Raw genomic sequence first — 17,154 nt, 5'->3', positions numbered from 1 at the left:
GCTTTTTTTGTTTTGAACTAACAGCGAGAGTAAGATTCTAATTTCAGAATTTAGAATTCAGATTTTAGAATAGTCTAGTTTCTTTTTTTGTCTCTAGAAAGGAGGTGTTCCAGCCGCACCTTCCGGTACGGCTACCTTGTTACGACTTAGCCCTAGTTACCAGTTTTACCCTAGGCAGCTCCTTGCGGTCACCGACTTCAGGTACCCCCAGCTTCCATGGCTTGACGGGCGGTGTGTACAAGGCCCGGGAACGTATTCACCGCAGCATGGCTGATCTGCGATTACTAGCGAATCCAGCTTCACGGAGTCGAGTTGCAGACTCCGATCCGAACTGAGAACGGTTTTATAGATTCGCTCCTACTTGCGTAGTGGCTGCTCTCTGTACCGTCCATTGTAGCACGTGTGTAGCCCAAGGCGTAAGGGCCGTGATGATTTGACGTCATCCCCACCTTCCTCACGGTTTGCACCGGCAGTCTTGCTAGAGTTCCCGACATGACTCGCTGGCAACTAGCAACAGGGGTTGCGCTCGTTATAGGACTTAACCTGACACCTCACGGCACGAGCTGACGACAACCATGCAGCACCTTGAAAAACGTCCGAAGAAAGATCTGTTTCCAAATCTGTCGTTTTCCATTTAAGCCTTGGTAAGGTTCCTCGCGTATCATCGAATTAAACCACATGCTCCTCCGCTTGTGCGGGCCCCCGTCAATTCCTTTGAGTTTCACTCTTGCGAGCGTACTCCCCAGGTGGGATACTTATCACTTTCGCTTAGCCACTCAGATTGCTCCAAACAGCTAGTATCCATCGTTTACGGCGTGGACTACCAGGGTATCTAATCCTGTTCGCTCCCCACGCTTTCGTCCATCAGCGTCAATATACTCGTAGTAACCTGCCTTCGCAATTGGTATTCCATGTAATCTCTAAGCATTTCACCGCTACACTACATATTCTAGTTACTTCCAAGTAATTCAAGTCTTACAGTATCAATGGCCGTTTGATCGTTGAGCGACCAGATTTCACCACTGACTTATAAAACCGCCTACGGACCCTTTAAACCCAATGATTCCGGATAACGCTTGGATCCTCCGTATTACCGCGGCTGCTGGCACGGAGTTAGCCGATCCTTATTCTTACAGTACCGTCAAGCTCCCTCACGAGGGAGTGTTTCTTCCTGTACAAAAGCAGTTTACAATCCATAGGACCGTCATCCTGCACGCGGCATGGCTGGTTCAGACTTGCGTCCATTGACCAATATTCCTCACTGCTGCCTCCCGTAGGAGTCTGGTCCGTGTCTCAGTACCAGTGTGGGGGATCTCCCTCTCAGGACCCCTACCCATCGTTGCCTTGGTGTGCCGTTACCACACCAACTAGCTAATGGGACGCATGCTCATCTTGTACCGTTGGAACTTTAATAATCAGAAGATGCCTTCCGAAGATACTATGGGGTATTAATCCAAATTTCTCTGGGCTATCCCCCTGTACAAGGTAGATTGCATACGCGTTACGCACCCGTGCGCCGGTCTCAAAGGAGCAAGCTCCTTCTACCCCTCGACTTGCATGTGTTAAGCCTGCCGCTAGCGTTCATCCTGAGCCAGGATCAAACTCTTCATCGTATGTTTTTTATAGCTTTTCAACTAAATGTTATTGACAAAGAAGGCTAGGTTTTCTTACTCTCTTAAATTTTATTTGTTTTAATATTGCTATTAAAACGTGCTGTCAATCCAATATGTCTATGAACTTTTTATTTACTTTTTTCGCTTTTGACTTATCGTCTTAGCGGGTGCAAAGGTAAAACTTCTTTTTTAATTTGCAAGACTTTTTTGAAAACTTTTTTTGAAGTAAGCTTCTAAAAACATCTTAACATTATCTTAAAGAACTTCGCTGTTGCGGGTGCAAAGATACGTCCGTTTTTTTCTTTTTTCCAAAACTTTTGAAGGCCTTTTTTAAAAGTTTTTTGCTATCCTTTTAAAACCAAAGAGTTAACTGTAAAATTTCATTGAAAACCGAATATTAAACACAAAGGAGCACAGAGGACACAGATTAACTTTACCTATATAAACACGAATGACACGAAGGAGCACGAATTTGAAAACCGCATATAAAACACAGATAAGCACAGAGAACACAGATTAACTTTACCTATATAAACACGAATGACACGAAGGAGCACGAATTTGAAAACCGCATATAAAACACAGATAAGCACAGAGGACACAGATTAACTTTACCTACATAAACACGAATGACACGAAGGAGCACGAATTTGAAAACCGCATATAAAACACAGATAAGCACAGAGGACACAGATTAACTTTACCTATATAAACACGAATGACACGAAGTGACACGAATTTGAAAACCGAATATTAAACACAGAGAAGCACAGAGGACACAGATTAACTTTACCTATATAAACACGAATAACACGAAGGAGTGCGAATTTGAAAACCACATATAAAACACAGATAAGCACAGAGGACACAGATTAACTTTACCTATATAAACACGAATGACACGAAGGAACACGAATTTGAAAACCGAGTATCAAACACAGAGGACACAGAGGACACAGATTAACTTTACCTTTATAAACACGAATGACACGAAGGAACACGAATTTGAAAACCGAGTATCAAACACAGAGGACACAGAGGACACAGATTAACTTTACCTATATAAACACGAATGACACGAAGGAGCACGAATTTGAAAACGTATATTAAACACATAGGAACACAAATTTTAAAAAAAACGCTCCTATATATAATATATGTAATAGAACGGGGTACTTTCAACCAACGAATACTTGCGTTAGGGATGGAAGCGGCATCCTGACGGATGGCTGAGAAGGTTCTTTTGAAACCGAAATCTTATATAGCCAGACGGCAGATACAGCGGACAGCCCGACCGGAGCTTGCGGAGGAACGCTATAATAAGTGGTCAGTATTCAGTGGGCAGTATTCAGTGGGCAGTGTTCAGTGACAGTTAACAGAGTTGTTGAAAGAAGTAATTACAATCTTGATAGATAAAACAAAAAATCCATCGTGTCGATGGATTTTTTGAATATTTATTTTTGCTGTTCTGCTTGTTTTGCTTTGAGTTCTTTTACTTTTTGACGCCAGATTTTCTGAAGGTCGCTGTATTTATGTCCCAATTTAGAATCCTGGGGAGACAAATTACCATCGATAAAAGAACGGTACAGAATACTTTCAATCAGATAATCTTCAGCTACAGTATCAGGCTGGTAGGGTGTTTTTAAATTTATATCAAAAAGACTCGCTGTGTTATTTGCCCAAAAGGCTTTCCAACCACTTTTTAAATCAGAAATTAGCTTATAAGTTGTAGAACCTGTTTGACGGTGAATTAATTTGACTAAAATCTGTCCGTCTCGACGGCTTAATTTTTTTAATTGCTCTTCAAATTCTTCGGTTAAATATTTTTCAACTAATTTGAAATATTTCTTTTTGTCACGTTCCGTTTTTAAAACTTGCATCCCTTTATTTAACGCAACCAATCGTTCTGAAGCAATTTTGGCATAGGGATAAGTACGAAAAACTCTTTTTCTAAGAATCATAAAACGTTTACGCTCTTCATCATCTTTAAAATTATAGGCTCTATTTGTAACAAAAACTTCTTCTAATTGATAGGAAACCTGAGTAATCGTATCTTTAATATCTAACTTTTTTTCAATTTCGGTCGAATCAATTTTGACTACTTGTGCCGAAAGTTGAAAAACATTAAAAACGAATACAATTACTCCTATAATATACTTGCGCATTGGTAAAATTTATTTTGGGTTCAAAATTATACATTTATTCTGCAACTGTTATACCAATTTTATATTTTAGCAAAAATTTTTTTTTATGGATGCTAAAACAATACTAAACGAAAAATCTATCGATTTTTTAGAACGATATTTAAACAATGCTTCTCCTACGGGCTATGAGAGTGAAGGTCAAAAAATATGGATGGAGTACCTGAAACCTTATGTGGATACGTTTATTACGGATACGTACGGAACTGCGGTTGGGGTGATTAATCCTGATGCTCCTTATAAAGTGGTGATTGAAGGACATAGCGATGAAATTTCTTGGTATGTAAACTATATTACTGACGATGGTTTGATTTATGTGATTCGCAATGGTGGTTCTGACCATCAAATTGCGCCTTCGAAACGCGTTAACATTCATACTAAAAAGGGTATTGTAAAAGGTGTTTTTGGTTGGCCAGCGATACACACAAGAAACAGAGGTAAAGAAGAAGGCGCAACGCTACACAATATTTTTATTGACTGCGGATGTAGTTCTAAGGAAGAAGTAGAGCAACTGGGTGTTCATGTAGGTTGTGTGATTACCTACCCTGATGAGTTTATGATTTTAAACGAAAACAAATTTGTTTGTCGTGCGATAGACAACCGTATGGGGGGGTTTATGATTGCTGAAGTTGCACGTTTACTAAAAGAAAATCAAAAAGAATTACCTTTTGGTCTCTATATTGTTAATGCTGTACAGGAAGAAATAGGCTTACGTGGCGCGGAGATGATTACCCAAACCATCAAACCGAATGTTGCCCTAGTAACGGATGTTTGTCATGATACTACTACCCCTATGATTGACAAGAAGATAGAAGGGGATTTGAAAATGGGTAAAGGCCCCGTGATTGCTTATGCGCCTGCAGTGCAAAACAAATTAAGAGAATTGATAGTTGAAACAGCAGAAGCTAACGAAATTCCGTTCCAAAGACACGCTACTTCTAGAGCTACAGGTACCGACACAGACGCTTTTGCGTACAGCAACGGCGGAGTAGCATCAGCTTTGATTTCATTACCGTTGCGTTATATGCATACAACGGTTGAAATGGTCCACAGAGAAGATGTGGAAAATGTTATCAAATTGATTTATGAATCCTTGTTAAAAATTGAAAACAACGAAACTTTTTCGTACTTCAAATAACAACATACTCTAAACAAATGCCACTACGCTCAAGTTTGTGGCATTTTTTTTACTACAAACCTTCGTATTCTAATATTTTTGATATATTTGAAAAATTACCTTTCAAAATTAGATTTGAACCAAAATATTTGATTGAGAAATAAGCATCCCAAATTGAAATACAATGGAAAATAGCAATATAACCTCCAACGTCATTATACCTAAAGAGAATCCCATTGCGGATTCCAGAATTAAAAAAGCTGAATTATTACCGCATCCTGACTCACGACTGGATACGATGTTACTAAAAGTTCATCCGCTTTCGGACCCTGAAATTCCATTTCGAGACCTGACAAATCTGGAAACGAAGAAGGAAAGTATAGCCGAATTAATTCAAAAACTGGATGTTACACACAATACGCGTTACCAACGTACCATAGAAGATACGTATTGTAATGTATATTCGTTTGATTATTGTTACTTTTGCAAAGTCTATCTACCAACAGTATGGTGGACCGAGGAAGCCCTACAAAAAGTTTTAGAAGGTCAAGAAGTGGAAGCTGTTTTTGGAGAAACAGTGGATAACATTTATTCGAGTGCCATACACGATTGGTTCCTGACTTGGGGAGCCAGCTTTGGTTGGAAGCGCATGACCAGCCTAGATGAGCTTCAAGATAAAGTAAATACCGAAGGTGGCGTAGGAATTATTTGCGCCAAACGAAAACAAGTAGGCCTCTCAGGACACATAGTACCTGTAGTACCAGAAACCAAAGCCAAAAAAGCCTACCGCGAAAACGGCGTAGTGAAATATCCTTTGCAATCGCAAGCTGGAATTAAAAATTACACCTATTTTGCCAAAGCCCGTAAAGACTGGTGGAATCACGAGCGTTATTCTTCGCATGTGTTTTACTATCACGAATAACGAAGATTAAAACAGCTCGAAAATCAGATTAATTTCTGAATAACTAGATAAGATTAAGCTCATTTTACAAAATTATTATTAAAATGAATCCGCTTCATTTATACTCAATAATTAAAGTAATTTAGAGCAGTGCCTATCTATTTAAGTACCAATACGATTAGTAATTTCAAAAACAGAAGATTATAAATGGAAGAAAATAAATCAACAAAACATTATTGGGGAATAGGATTAGAAAACGAAACCTACTTGCAGTTTGAAAATCCCCTGATGGTGTCTGGTGATTTTATTCATCACAGCATGGGGCGTGAGCGCTACAGCTTAGACTACACCACTTATTATAAGGAAGGTGCGCTGGACTTTATATTGCAATCTGCTTTTGAAAAAAATAAAAACTATGCCATTAGCCGAATGATGAACAGTCATTCGTTAGAAAAATTAGACCCCAATTACAACCATAGAACGTTGCCTAAAACTGTTGCTTCCACTACACCTGATAATGGTGCTGTAAGCAACGAAACCTTAGAAAACCCAGATTTTTCAGGCAAAACCTTTTTGGAATTGTTTTTAGAACAACAGCCTTTCAACATCAAAAGTATGGTGACTACCAAAACCAACCCAATGGGTTCCGTATGCTTTGATGGAGATTCGATAGAATTTGTGACCAAATATTTTGAAAATAGCACCGTTGAAGAATCATGCAATGAACTTCGCGCGACAAAAAAAATATTCATTGACAAATTAAACGAATCTGGAGTTGTAGGCGAGACCTTACATTTTCCTAAATATAATAATGGACTGAATCAATTCATGTCTAATCAAAAAAACATTGTTTTGTTTAACAATGGAACCTATCATTTTCATATTACCTTACCCACGCTAACCGAGAATGGTCGCATAGTAGACTATGCTACTTTTGATAGAAAACATATTCATGCCATGTATTTGATACAATGGTTCCAACCCTTGTTTATTGCTACTTTAGGAAGCCCGGATATTATGGGCGTGATTAGTCAGAAATACAATTTAGGTAAAAAATACGCCTTAGGTTCCATGCGCAATGCTATGTCACGCTATATAGGAGTGGGTACTTTTCACGAATCGATGGGTAAAGGAAAAATTTTAACTTATAAAGTTGAAGATTTCAGAAAATTGCTCAATTTTACTAAAGAAGATAACATTTGGTGGCGTGACCAAATTGAAAACGACTTGGAATATGTATTGCTTTCTGATGTAGGACTCGATTTTAATCAGGAAAAAATGTACCAAAGTGGTTTTGAATTGCGCTGTTTTGATGAATTCCCAATCGATTCTCTAAAAGAAGTACTGCATGCAACCTTATTAATTTGCGAACATGCCTTACACTTAACAGATGTTCCTTGGAGTCATAACAATTTGGTATGGAACAATTTGATATATAAATCCTTAAAATTTGGTTATCAAACCACCCTACTTCCTGAGGAAAAAGAGGAAATTTTACAACTTTTACAACTGAACTCTACAGAAGCAAATAAATTTGAAACAATTACTCAATTAGATGCATTTTTCTTTGCAATTCTAGAGGTCTTACATGATAAATATCAAACAGAAAACATTTGTTTAGATGTTATGCTAGGACAAAAGAAAAAAACGGCTCCTAAATGGGATAACTTTAATCAATACCAAATTGAACAACATTTGAAACAGATTGAGGGAATAGCGTAAAACATGCTTTTATTTTAAGTTTCTCTGACTTATTTTTATTTTTTTTACCATTAAGGAATTAAGCTTATTAAGTCCAACTGCCAAACTAAATTTCCTTAATCTCCTAATGGTTAATACTATTTATCTTTCTATAACAAGAAGGGATAATTAATTTTGCGCTGTATAAGATTTTACCATTAAGAGATTAAGTTTATTAAGAGCAAACGCCAAAATTAATTTCCTTAATTCCTTAATGGTTAAAACTATTTCCCTTTCTTTAACATGAAGAGATAATTAATTTTGCGCTGTATAAGATTTTACCATTAAGAGATTAAGTTTATTAAGAGCAAACGCCAAAATTAATTTCCTTAATTCCTTAATGGCTAAAACTATTCCAAAACAAACCATTTGTTTTATTACTAGAAGGTATAAATGGTTTTGCGTCAAAAAAAAACATTGAAGTTTTTATTTTAGCATCAAGAAATTAAGTTCAAAAGTCTCATTTTTTGAATTATTCTAAGGCTTTTTTATACGTAGTTAGACATTTTTCGCGAGCTACTTTATGTTCCACTATGGGGTTGGGATAATCAAGTGTATCCAGTTCTGGAATCCATTTTTTAATGTAATTCCATTCTGGGTCAAATTTTTTGATTTGTTCCGTTGGATTAAAAATTCTAAAGTAAGGTGCGGCATCAACTCCGCTCCCTGCCGCCCATTGCCAGTTACCTACATTGCTTGATTGTTCGTAATCTAATAATTTGTTGGCAAAATAAGTTTCACCCCAGCGCCAATCAATTAATAAATGTTTGCATAAAAAACTAGCCACTATCATACGCACCCTATTGTGCATGTGTCCAGTAGCATTAAGTTCACGCATGCCTGCATCTACAAATGGGTATCCAGTTTTTCCTTCACACCATTTTTGAAAATTAATTTCATTGTTATCCCATTGTATTTGGTCGTATTTTTCTTTAAAACTTTTATGTACCGTATGTGGGAAATGCCAAAGGATTTGCATGAAGAATTCTCTCCAAATAAGCTCATTTAAAAAAGTTGGATTTGGAAAACTTTGGGCGTATTTTACTAATTTTCTAATACTTATTGTCCCAAAGCGTAAATGTATACCTAGTAACGAAGTTCCAGAAATACTTGGGAAATTTCGAGTTGCTTCATAATTGGCTACTAATTTTTCTGAAATGTTATAAATAGGTAAAGTAATCGTTGAAGGGATGAAACCAATATTTTCTAAATTTAAAAAACTATAATTGTGCGGAATAATTTTATCTAAAAGTGTTTCTGATGGATAATTTGAAATTGTCGTAGTATTCAGTTTTTCTTTCCATTTTTTAGCATAAGGCGTATAAACCACATAAGGATTTTGGTCCTCTTTAACAACCTCACTTTTTTCAAAAATCACTTGGTCTTTACAAGTTTTAAAAGCAATTTGATGTGATTTAAGTAAGTCATTAATAGATTTGTCACGCTTTCGTGCAGCGGGTTCGTAATCATGATTAGCATATACACTTTCCATTTTATTTTCGGATATCAGTTTTGAAAAAATTTCCAAAGGTTCCCCATAAAATACGGCTAAAGACTTACCGATAGTTTGTAATTGGTTATTAATAGCTACTAATTGTTGATGAATAAAGGTAACACGAGCGTCATCTTTTTCTAATTGATTTAAAATAGTAGTATCAAATATAAAAATAGGGATAACACTTTTATTTTCTTGGAGTGCAAAATATAAAGCGGTATTGTCCTCTAAGCGTAAATCTCGTCTAAACCAAAAAATCGTCATCAATTTGTTCCTTAAATCAGTTGAAAAGTCCTTTTAAAATAGTGTATCGGCTTTCAAAAATAAACCGTACTTTATTAGATACCCAACTTCCAAGGAATACATCACCTAAAACTCCGAAGGGTAATTTAAAATTAACGATATCAATCATTTCAACTTGTCCTTCTTTAGTAGTTTCAAAATGATGTTGATGATGCCACATAGCATAAGGACCAAAACGTTGTTCATCTACAAAAAATTTCTGATGTTGAAAATGAGTAATTTCTGTTACCCAATTATTTTTTACAAAAGGTAAAATCCCTATTTCATACGTAATAATTTGTCCTGCATAGGTAGCATCTCCAGGATTATTTGTAATACAAAAGTTCATTTCCTTTGGTGTAATTTTATCAAGATTTTTTGGCAATGTAAAAAAACACCAAGCTTCTTCTAAACTAATTGGCAATATTTGTTTAGATGTTAAGGTGTAAATACCTGATTGTTTTTTTATAATGATATTCATCTTCTTAATTATTATAAGATAATTGAGTAGTGTATTTCCATTTTTTCCTTAAAAATTCAAATAACAGAACACTTCCATAAAGCATACTAAAACAGTAAAAACTATCTTCTAAAGGCATGGTTCCTATTCGAATTCCTAAATTTTCAGTATTGTCATAAAAAACAACAGGTTCAGAAGTAAACATACCTGTAAGAGCAGAATTGACTAGAAAAAATGGAATATATATAATGATAAAACTTAGGTAAAATTGACGTGCATATGTCCATTGAAAAAAACTTTGAAAGAGCATCAAAATTGAAAAAAGCCCAAAACTTGAAGCTGTATAAATTTTATTTAAATTGAATACAAAAATATTTAAACTGGAAAATAACATAAATAAAGTTATTAATTGAGTTGACTTTGTACTCAATTTGAAATTCGGAAAAAAATAAGTTAATGAATAATGTATAAAATTGCTTGAAAAGGGAATTAAAAGGAAGAAAAGCCATTCTTCTAATGGTAATTTCCAAAAACGAATTCCTAGTAGATAAGCATTATTAAATCCCCAAACATTTTGGTAAGCAAAATAAACATCCCAAATAATAAAAACAAATCCTACAAGTAAAATACTTGTAAAATAAGGTTTCCAAAAACGAATAAAATAGATCCATTTCTTTTCAAAACTAAAAAGAAATGGAATTGCAAAACTTGCCAAATTTAGTAATAAGTAATAATATTTTTCCAAAGTATTAATTCTTTAATATTGACTTTCTTGCTTCTTTAAAATACTTTATAGGAACAAATAACATTCCGAAGCATTCTCCTTCTTCTTTACCTAAATGTTTATGATGCATTTTATGAGCTTTTCGCAAGGCTCGTAAATACCAATTTGTAGTGTTTTCAAACCAATTAAATCGTCTATGAATAAGTACATCGTGAATTAAAAAGTAGGCTAAGCCATAAAAAAATATACCTAATCCAATGAAGAACATCCAATTTATTCCATCTTTTGCTCCAAAAAGGAATAATAAAATACTAGGTGTTGCAAATACTACAAAAAAGAAATCGTTTTTTTCAAAAACATAAGGGTATCCAGGTTGATGATGATCTTCGTGAAAATACCAGCCTAGTCCATGCATGATGTATTTGTGAGTAAGCCAAGTTATTCCTTCCATACAAACAAAAACGCCTAAAGTTATAAGTATATAGTGAACTATTTCCATAATTGATTTTTAATAATCAGTACATTCAGTAATGAATGGTAAATAAAATGTTATCGTATCAAATTTAAGTTTTTTAAAAACATCATTTCCCCAAAAAGATAGGCTTTTCTTGCGTTGGAAACTCGTATCCTTTTGGTGATTAAAACTTCAGGCTCACATTGTATAATCTTATTAAATAAGTTGAAATAGTACTTGTAAGCCATATAAACTGCAAGTCTTGAGGAGATCGGTAATAATTTTATTCCTATTAAAGCATTGGCGAAATCATAAGCAATATCTTTTTCAATAATTAATTTATCAGCTTTAGTAAAATGTGAAAAATTAACTTGTGGAAAATACATTCTACCTAAATCATTAAAATCGGCACTAATATCTCTCAAGAAATTTATCTTTTGGAAAGCTGCCCCCAAGCTTTGAGCATAAGGCTTTAGATGTTCGTATTCTTCTACATCTCCATTTAAAAACACTTTTAAACACATAAGCCCTACAACTTCGGCACTACCATAAATATATTCATTATATTTTTCATCGTTTAGGTTTTTAATTTCGCCTAAATCCATTTTCATAGAATGTAAAAATGCATCGACTAAATGTTGGGGAATTTTCTTTTCTCTTTGAGTTTTACAAAAGGAATTAATAATAGGATTAAGTGAAATTCCATTTTCTACCGAAGCACGATATTCATTTTCAAACATATTCATCAATTTAGCTTTATCATATTGATGAAAAGTATCTACAATTTCATCTGCAAAACGAACAAATCCGTAGATATTATATATATGTTGTCTAATTTCTGGTTTAAATAATTTTGAAGCCCAAGAAAAAGAAGTGCTATATTTTTGGGTTACCATTTTAGAAGTAAGCCCACAGATATCATCGAAAAGTTTTACATTGTTCATAAAGCAAAGTTTCTAGGTTTATTGTTTCCTTAAAATATAATCGGTTACTACCTTACCAGATATCAAAGCAGGCGGCACCCCTGGTCCAGGTACCGTAAGTTGTCCTGTGTAGTAAAAGTTTTTTAAGTTTTTATTATCGATTTGCGGACGTAAAATTGAGGTTTGTAAGAGCGTATTAGCTAGTCCGTATGCATTTCCACGACAAGAATGGTATCGTTCTTTAAAATCATTTACACCAAATGATTTTTTGAAGATAACAGCATCTCTCAAATTCTCACCCGTACACTTTTCAATTCGGTCTAAAATAATTTCAAAATATTTTTCATGAATTATAGGATTATCATTCAAATCGACAGCGACTGGAATTAAAAAAAAGCCAATTTCTTTTCCTTCTGGTGCCAGTGTTTCATCAGTAATACTAGAAAAATTCGCATAAAACAGTGGCTTTTTAGGATATTCAAAAGTGTCATAAATTTCTTTTGCATGCTGTTCAAAATCGGTATCAAAAAATAAATTATGGTGTAATAAATGCTTAACTTTTCTATTAAATGCTACATAATACAAAAACGAACTAGGAGCAAAAGTTTTCTTTTGCCAGTAGCTTTCAGCATAATTTTTATGTTCCTTTAATAATTTTTCAGTGTGCGCATAATCAGCACCAGATATAAAAATATCTGCTAAATAGGTGTCTTTTTTAGTGGTTACTGTAGTTACTTTATTCGCACGAGTTGTTATATTAATTACTTCTTCATTTGTATAAAAAGTCACCCCTAACTCTTTAGCTAATTTTACCATACCCTTTGCTACAGCATTAAAACCACCTTTAGGATACCAAGTTCCTAAACCAAAGTCTGCATAATTCATAAAATTGTAAAAAGCAGGAGTTTTGCTAGGTTTTGCTCCTAAAAAAAGTACTGGAAATTCAAGAATACTTCGTAGTTTCGGATTTTTAATTTTCCTTCTAATTTGTTGGGCAATGGTCGTAACAAATAAATGTAATCGTTTTGCCGTTTCTATTGAAACAAGTTCAGTAATTGATTTACCTGGATTGTAAACTAAATCATGTATAGCAATTTTGTAGTTTTCTTGAGCTTCCATTATGAAGTTTTCTAATAATTTACCACTTCCTTTTTCAATACGTTCAAAAGTCGCAATAATTTTTTCGGGTGAATCTTCTATATCAATAAAATCATTTTCTCCAAAATACACTCGGTATGCTGGAGAAAGTTTTTCCAATTCATAATATTCGTTGACATTTTTACCAAAATCGGCAAAAAAGCGCTCAAATACATCTGGCATCCAGTACCAACTAGGTCCCATATCAAATTTAAAACCTTCAATTTCCATCATAGAGGCCCTACCACCTAATTGTTCGTTTTTTTCTAATACGGTTACAGCATATCCTGCTTTCGCCATATAACAAGCAGCAGTTAGTGAAGAAAATCCTGAACCAATAATGATGACTTTTTTCATAATAAAAAACTATTAGTACAAATTTATACTTTTTAAAACACAAAAAGAAAAATATTTTACTATTTTTGATATATCTAATTTGAATCACTTAAGATGAAAATTGTACTTTTGCATTTTTTAAAAGCATTGTAGAAACATAATTAAATCATGAATACAGATTTTTTGATACAATTATTACTCAAAGTGAAAGAGTTTGAGCAAGAGACTCAAAACAAAAACACAGACAGTATTGATGATTTTAGACTTTGGCTAAATGAAAAATCGTATCAAAACACAAACCCAACTGCTTTATTTAAAAAAGAAAACAAAATAGTTTTTGATACAGAAAACGAGATAGCAAAACAAGTAATTTTATTAGGTCGTTTCTCTAAACAAATGATACGAAGAGGCTTGAGAGACTTCCCACAATTGTCTAATGAAGAATTCACTTATTTGTATCGTATTATAGATGAAAATTCATTAACCAAAATGCAGTTAATAGAAAGAAACGGGCATGAAAAACAAACAGGTATTGAAATTATTAAACGCTTAGTAAAAAATGGCTTATTGGAAGAATTTCAAGATGAAAAAGATAAACGCATTACTCGATTGAATAGTACCCCTAAAGGAAAAACTATTTTTGAAGAATCAATAGCTGAAGTAACAAAAATTTCTCGTGTGCTTTCTGCAAAACTAGACGAAAAAGAAAAAAAAGAATTGCTGACTATACTCAAAAAACTTAATGAGTTTCATTTTAATGTGTATCATAACCATAAAGAATCTACTATTGATACAATTAATGGGCTCATCTAATCAATAAACTTTCTATTTTAAAATAAAACTTTTTAGCATTTTTAAGTTTTCAGTAACTTTATATAAAAATCAAGACAAAAAATGCAATACAACGTAGAAACAGTAAAGGAGTATCTCAATGAAATTCCAGAGGAACGAAGAGAAGCTGTAGCTAAACTTCGAGCAGTGATTAAAGAAAATATCCCCATAGGTTTTCAAGAATGCATCAACTATGGTATGATAGGCTATGTGGTTCCGCATAGCCTCTACCCTAGCGGTTATCATTGTAACCCCAAGGACCCGCTACCTTTTATAGGATTTGCCTCTCAAAAAAATTTCATTTCCTTTTATCACATGGGGATTTATGCGGATCAAAACCTATTGAATTGGTTTACTTCCGAATTCCCTAAACATTCTAAAAAGAAACTTGATATGGGCAAAAGTTGCATTCGCTTCAAAAAACCAGACGATATCCCTTATGATTTGCTTGCTGAATTGGTCCGAAAAATCTCGCCAGCCGATTGGATTACACTTTATGAACAAAATTTCAAACGAAAATAACTTTTAAAAATTGAACTTATGAAAATCTTAAAAAAAATTGTGCTTTTGGTATTAGTCTTCCTTGCAATAGCAGTTATAGCTGGTCTATTCATGCCAAAAGAATATGCCGTTGAAAAAGAAGTAACAATCAATCAACCTAAAGATAGTGTGTTCCAATTCATTCGCTATTTAAAAAATCAAGATAAGTTTAGTGTTTGGGCAAAAATGGACCCAAAAATGAAACAGTATTTCAAGGGTACCGATGGTGAAATTGGTGCGATTAATGGTTGGGACAGCCAAATGGAGAATGTAGGTGCTGGCGAACAAGAGATTAAAAAAATAGTTGATGGAGAACGAATTGAATTTGAATTGCGATTTTTAAGACCGATGGAATCCACCGAAAATGCTTATATGAGTGTAGAAAGTCTGTCTCATAATTATACAAAAGTTAAATGGGGCTTTAACGGAGCTTTCCCTTACCCAATGAATATCTTAAAACCTTTTATGGGCGTAGAAGAAATGATTGGTAAAGATTTACAAACTGGTTTAGATAATTTAAAACTTATGAGGGAAAAAAAATAATTTAATCCAACAAAAAAAGGCTATCGCATTTTAACGAAAGCCTTTTTTATATAACTAACTCTTTTCTATTTATGCTTAAGCGCGCATCAGCAATTCTAAAGCTTCTGTAGCCTTCGAATATTCTGCATATTTTCTAGCATCATTGCCATTTTCATCTTTTTGCTTAGGGTCTGCACCGTTTTTCAATAACATTTTAATAATTTCCACTTGATTATAACGAGCGGCTAACATTAAGGGAGTAACTCCATTTTCCCCTTCATTTACATCTGAGCCATATTCTAAAAATTTTTTAACAGCTTCCACATCGCCTTTAATAATCGCTTTGCATAAAGGAGAATGATCTAAAACAGTAATTTCTGTTTCATTTGAAAGTTGCAAATTGTTTGCCAATGCATTTGTAGAAACAGCACCTAGCGCTAATCCTAACATTAAAATTGTTTTTTTCATGATGATTGATTTTTAATGATTGTACTTATAAGACTCTCATTCCGCAAAATCGTTACAGCAAAAATACTTTTCTAACAAAAGTTTAACATTTGAAAATAAATAAACTGAATTTCAGATTCTAAAAGAGTCCGCGCCAACGACTTTATATTTCAACATTGAGAAACTGAGTTTTTACAAAAAACATCGAAACTCCCTAAACTCATAATTCATGATTAAAATTTACCAATCCAATTAACTCTTCAAAAGAACAGAATTTCACAATTTTACTACTCCCCGAAATACAACAAAAAAAGGCTAACCCGCATTTTGGTTAACCTTCTTGTTATTAATACAATTAAACTTTTAAACTTTTAAACTTTTAAACTTTTAAACTTTTAAATTTATTTACTCAAAAATACCACTACATTTTTTTCAATTCGCGCATTGATATTTGTAATATCCGCTTTTTGGAAATCTTCCCCTAAAATATTTTCGAACAACTCAATATATCTATCGGAAACCGTTGCAATATACTCGTCTGTCATTTCAGGAATTTGTTGTCCCTCTTTTCCTTGAAAACCATTAGCAATCAACCATTGACGTACAAATTCTTTTGACAATTGTTTTTGCGCCTCTCCTTTATCTTGACGTTCTTGGTAACCCTCTGCATAAAAATAACGAGAAGAATCTGGCGTATGAATTTCGTCAATTAAAACAATTTTACCGTCTTTGGTTTTGCCAAATTCATATTTAGTATCCACTAAAATCAACCCACGAGAAGCTGCAATTTCACTTCCTCTTTGAAATAAAGCTCTAGTATATTTTTCTAATACCAAATAATCCTCTTCAGAAACAATCCCTTGAGCTAAAATAGCTTCTCTGGAAATATCTTCGTCATGCACTCCTACTGCCGCTTTAGTCGTAGGCGTAATAATAGGTTCCGGAAAACGGTCGTTTTCTTTCATTCCTTCAGGCATAGCCACACCACATAAAGTTCTTTTTCCAGCCGCATATTCACGAGCTGCATGTCCTGAAAGATACCCGCGAATCACCATTTCAACTTTAAATGGTTCGCACAAATGTCCAACAGCAACGTTAGGGTCAGGCGTAGCAACCAACCAGTTAGGTACAATATCCTCAGTCAATTGCATGAATTTTGTTGCAATTTGATTTAAAATTTGACCTTTATAAGGAATTCCTTTAGGCATAATGACGTCAAAAGCCGATAATCTATCGGTAGCAATCATCACTAAAAGCTCATCATTTATATTATACACCTCACGTACTTTTCCGTGGTAAACTGATTTTTGACCTGGAAAGTTAAAATTAGTTGCTGTAATTGTGTTCATTATGTTGTGTTGTTGTTTTTAAAGTGGCAAAAATAAAGCTTTTATAAGCAGTAACAAAAGAGAATATTTTTTTTTATTTTAA

Annotated in this window: 15 protein-coding genes and 1 rRNA gene; 6 read left to right on the top strand and 10 right to left on the bottom strand. The window is 34.0% G+C overall.

Features of this window, described 5'->3' with window-relative positions:
* Positions 1 to 97: 97 nt before the first annotated feature.
* A 16S ribosomal RNA gene (locus ACQY29_RS08715) occupies positions 98 to 1,613 on the bottom strand.
* Positions 1,614 to 3,067: 1,454 nt separating this feature from the next.
* A complete protein-coding gene (locus ACQY29_RS08710) occupies positions 3,068 to 3,778 on the bottom strand; it encodes a DUF4294 domain-containing protein (RefSeq protein WP_428224825.1) in 711 nt (236 codons plus the stop codon).
* Between the two features lie 85 nt (positions 3,779 to 3,863).
* Between ACQY29_RS08710 and ACQY29_RS08705 the strand changes: the two genes are divergently transcribed.
* The 3 genes from ACQY29_RS08705 to ACQY29_RS08695 all read left to right on the top strand — a co-directional run bounded on the left by ACQY29_RS08705 (position 3,864) and on the right by ACQY29_RS08695 (position 7,554).
* On the top strand, positions 3,864 to 4,952 hold the full coding sequence (locus ACQY29_RS08705) for a M42 family metallopeptidase (protein ID WP_428224824.1): 1,089 nt from the start codon (positions 3,864 to 3,866) through the stop codon (positions 4,950 to 4,952).
* 163 nt (positions 4,953 to 5,115) lie between these two features.
* On the top strand, positions 5,116 to 5,853 hold the full coding sequence (locus ACQY29_RS08700) for a hypothetical protein (protein ID WP_428224823.1): 738 nt from the start codon (positions 5,116 to 5,118) through the stop codon (positions 5,851 to 5,853).
* A gap of 186 nt (positions 5,854 to 6,039) precedes the next feature.
* Entirely contained in the window at positions 6,040 to 7,554 is a 1,515-nt protein-coding gene (locus ACQY29_RS08695) for a hypothetical protein (protein WP_428224822.1), read from the top strand.
* A gap of 490 nt (positions 7,555 to 8,044) precedes the next feature.
* Here ACQY29_RS08695 and ACQY29_RS08690 read toward each other — a convergent pair whose 3' ends face one another.
* From ACQY29_RS08690 to ACQY29_RS08665, 6 genes are read right to left on the bottom strand one after another with little or no spacing between them, the layout of a single operon-like run.
* Positions 8,045 to 9,331 (bottom strand): cryptochrome/photolyase family protein, encoded by a 1,287-nt coding sequence (locus tag ACQY29_RS08690; RefSeq protein ID WP_428224821.1) that lies wholly within the window; start codon positions 9,329 to 9,331, stop codon positions 8,045 to 8,047.
* Between the two features lie 16 nt (positions 9,332 to 9,347).
* A complete protein-coding gene (locus ACQY29_RS08685; protein WP_428224820.1) occupies positions 9,348 to 9,830 on the bottom strand; it encodes an SRPBCC family protein in 483 nt (160 codons plus the stop codon).
* Between the two features lie 4 nt (positions 9,831 to 9,834).
* A complete protein-coding gene (locus ACQY29_RS08680; RefSeq protein WP_428224819.1) occupies positions 9,835 to 10,554 on the bottom strand; it encodes a lycopene cyclase domain-containing protein in 720 nt (239 codons plus the stop codon).
* Between the two features lie 4 nt (positions 10,555 to 10,558).
* Complete coding sequence (locus ACQY29_RS08675) at positions 10,559 to 11,032, bottom strand: sterol desaturase family protein (protein WP_428224818.1); 474 nt, start codon at positions 11,030 to 11,032, stop codon at positions 10,559 to 10,561.
* 50 nt (positions 11,033 to 11,082) lie between these two features.
* A complete protein-coding gene (locus ACQY29_RS08670) occupies positions 11,083 to 11,931 on the bottom strand; it encodes a phytoene/squalene synthase family protein (RefSeq protein ID WP_428224817.1) in 849 nt (282 codons plus the stop codon).
* Positions 11,932 to 11,949: 18 nt separating this feature from the next.
* Positions 11,950 to 13,404 carry a phytoene desaturase family protein gene (locus ACQY29_RS08665; RefSeq protein WP_428224816.1) on the bottom strand — a complete coding sequence of 485 codons (1,455 nt, stop codon included), beginning with the start codon at positions 13,402 to 13,404 and terminating at the stop codon, positions 11,950 to 11,952.
* Positions 13,405 to 13,551: 147 nt separating this feature from the next.
* Between ACQY29_RS08665 and ACQY29_RS08660 the strand changes: the two genes are divergently transcribed.
* From ACQY29_RS08660 to ACQY29_RS08650, 3 genes are all read left to right on the top strand, one after another.
* A complete protein-coding gene (locus ACQY29_RS08660) occupies positions 13,552 to 14,196 on the top strand; it encodes a MarR family winged helix-turn-helix transcriptional regulator (protein ID WP_428224815.1) in 645 nt (214 codons plus the stop codon).
* Between the two features lie 81 nt (positions 14,197 to 14,277).
* Positions 14,278 to 14,736: a DUF1801 domain-containing protein gene (locus ACQY29_RS08655; protein WP_428224814.1), complete on the top strand. Its 459-nt coding sequence runs from the start codon at positions 14,278 to 14,280 to the stop codon at positions 14,734 to 14,736.
* 18 nt (positions 14,737 to 14,754) lie between these two features.
* Positions 14,755 to 15,297, top strand: a complete 543-nt coding sequence (locus tag ACQY29_RS08650; protein ID WP_428224813.1) for an SRPBCC family protein — start codon at positions 14,755 to 14,757, stop codon at positions 15,295 to 15,297.
* Between the two features lie 75 nt (positions 15,298 to 15,372).
* Here the strand turns inward: ACQY29_RS08650 and ACQY29_RS08645 are convergent, their stop codons facing one another.
* Positions 15,373 to 15,744, bottom strand: coding sequence for an ankyrin repeat domain-containing protein (locus tag ACQY29_RS08645; RefSeq protein ID WP_428224812.1), 372 nt, complete (start codon positions 15,742 to 15,744; stop codon positions 15,373 to 15,375).
* Between the two features lie 380 nt (positions 15,745 to 16,124).
* The gene (locus ACQY29_RS08640; protein ID WP_428224811.1) at positions 16,125 to 17,072 is read right to left on the bottom strand and encodes a phosphoribosylaminoimidazolesuccinocarboxamide synthase; all 948 of its coding nucleotides are present in this window, start codon (positions 17,070 to 17,072) and stop codon (positions 16,125 to 16,127) included.
* Positions 17,073 to 17,154: the final 82 nt, after the last annotated feature.

Source organism: Flavobacterium sp. (assembly GCF_965262375.1).
Lineage (GTDB): Bacteria > Bacteroidota > Bacteroidia > Flavobacteriales > Flavobacteriaceae > Flavobacterium.
This window is presented reverse-complemented; position numbering and strand designations above follow the sequence as displayed.

Coding starts and splice junctions, on each gene's coding strand:
- ACQY29_RS08710 (WP_428224825.1), bottom strand. CDS start 3,778: ATGCGCAAGTATATTATAGGAGTAATTGTATTCGTTTTTAATGTTTTT.
- ACQY29_RS08705 (WP_428224824.1), top strand. CDS start 3,864: ATGGATGCTAAAACAATACTAAACGAAAAATCTATCGATTTTTTAGAA.
- ACQY29_RS08700 (WP_428224823.1), top strand. CDS start 5,116: ATGGAAAATAGCAATATAACCTCCAACGTCATTATACCTAAAGAGAAT.
- ACQY29_RS08695 (WP_428224822.1), top strand. CDS start 6,040: ATGGAAGAAAATAAATCAACAAAACATTATTGGGGAATAGGATTAGAA.
- ACQY29_RS08690 (WP_428224821.1), bottom strand. CDS start 9,331: ATGACGATTTTTTGGTTTAGACGAGATTTACGCTTAGAGGACAATACC.
- ACQY29_RS08685 (WP_428224820.1), bottom strand. CDS start 9,830: ATGAATATCATTATAAAAAAACAATCAGGTATTTACACCTTAACATCT.
- ACQY29_RS08675 (WP_428224818.1), bottom strand. CDS start 11,032: ATGGAAATAGTTCACTATATACTTATAACTTTAGGCGTTTTTGTTTGT.
- ACQY29_RS08670 (WP_428224817.1), bottom strand. CDS start 11,931: ATGAACAATGTAAAACTTTTCGATGATATCTGTGGGCTTACTTCTAAA.
- ACQY29_RS08665 (WP_428224816.1), bottom strand. CDS start 13,404: ATGAAAAAAGTCATCATTATTGGTTCAGGATTTTCTTCACTAACTGCT.
- ACQY29_RS08660 (WP_428224815.1), top strand. CDS start 13,552: ATGAATACAGATTTTTTGATACAATTATTACTCAAAGTGAAAGAGTTT.
- ACQY29_RS08655 (WP_428224814.1), top strand. CDS start 14,278: ATGCAATACAACGTAGAAACAGTAAAGGAGTATCTCAATGAAATTCCA.
- ACQY29_RS08650 (WP_428224813.1), top strand. CDS start 14,755: ATGAAAATCTTAAAAAAAATTGTGCTTTTGGTATTAGTCTTCCTTGCA.
- ACQY29_RS08645 (WP_428224812.1), bottom strand. CDS start 15,744: ATGAAAAAAACAATTTTAATGTTAGGATTAGCGCTAGGTGCTGTTTCT.
- ACQY29_RS08640 (WP_428224811.1), bottom strand. CDS start 17,072: ATGAACACAATTACAGCAACTAATTTTAACTTTCCAGGTCAAAAATCA.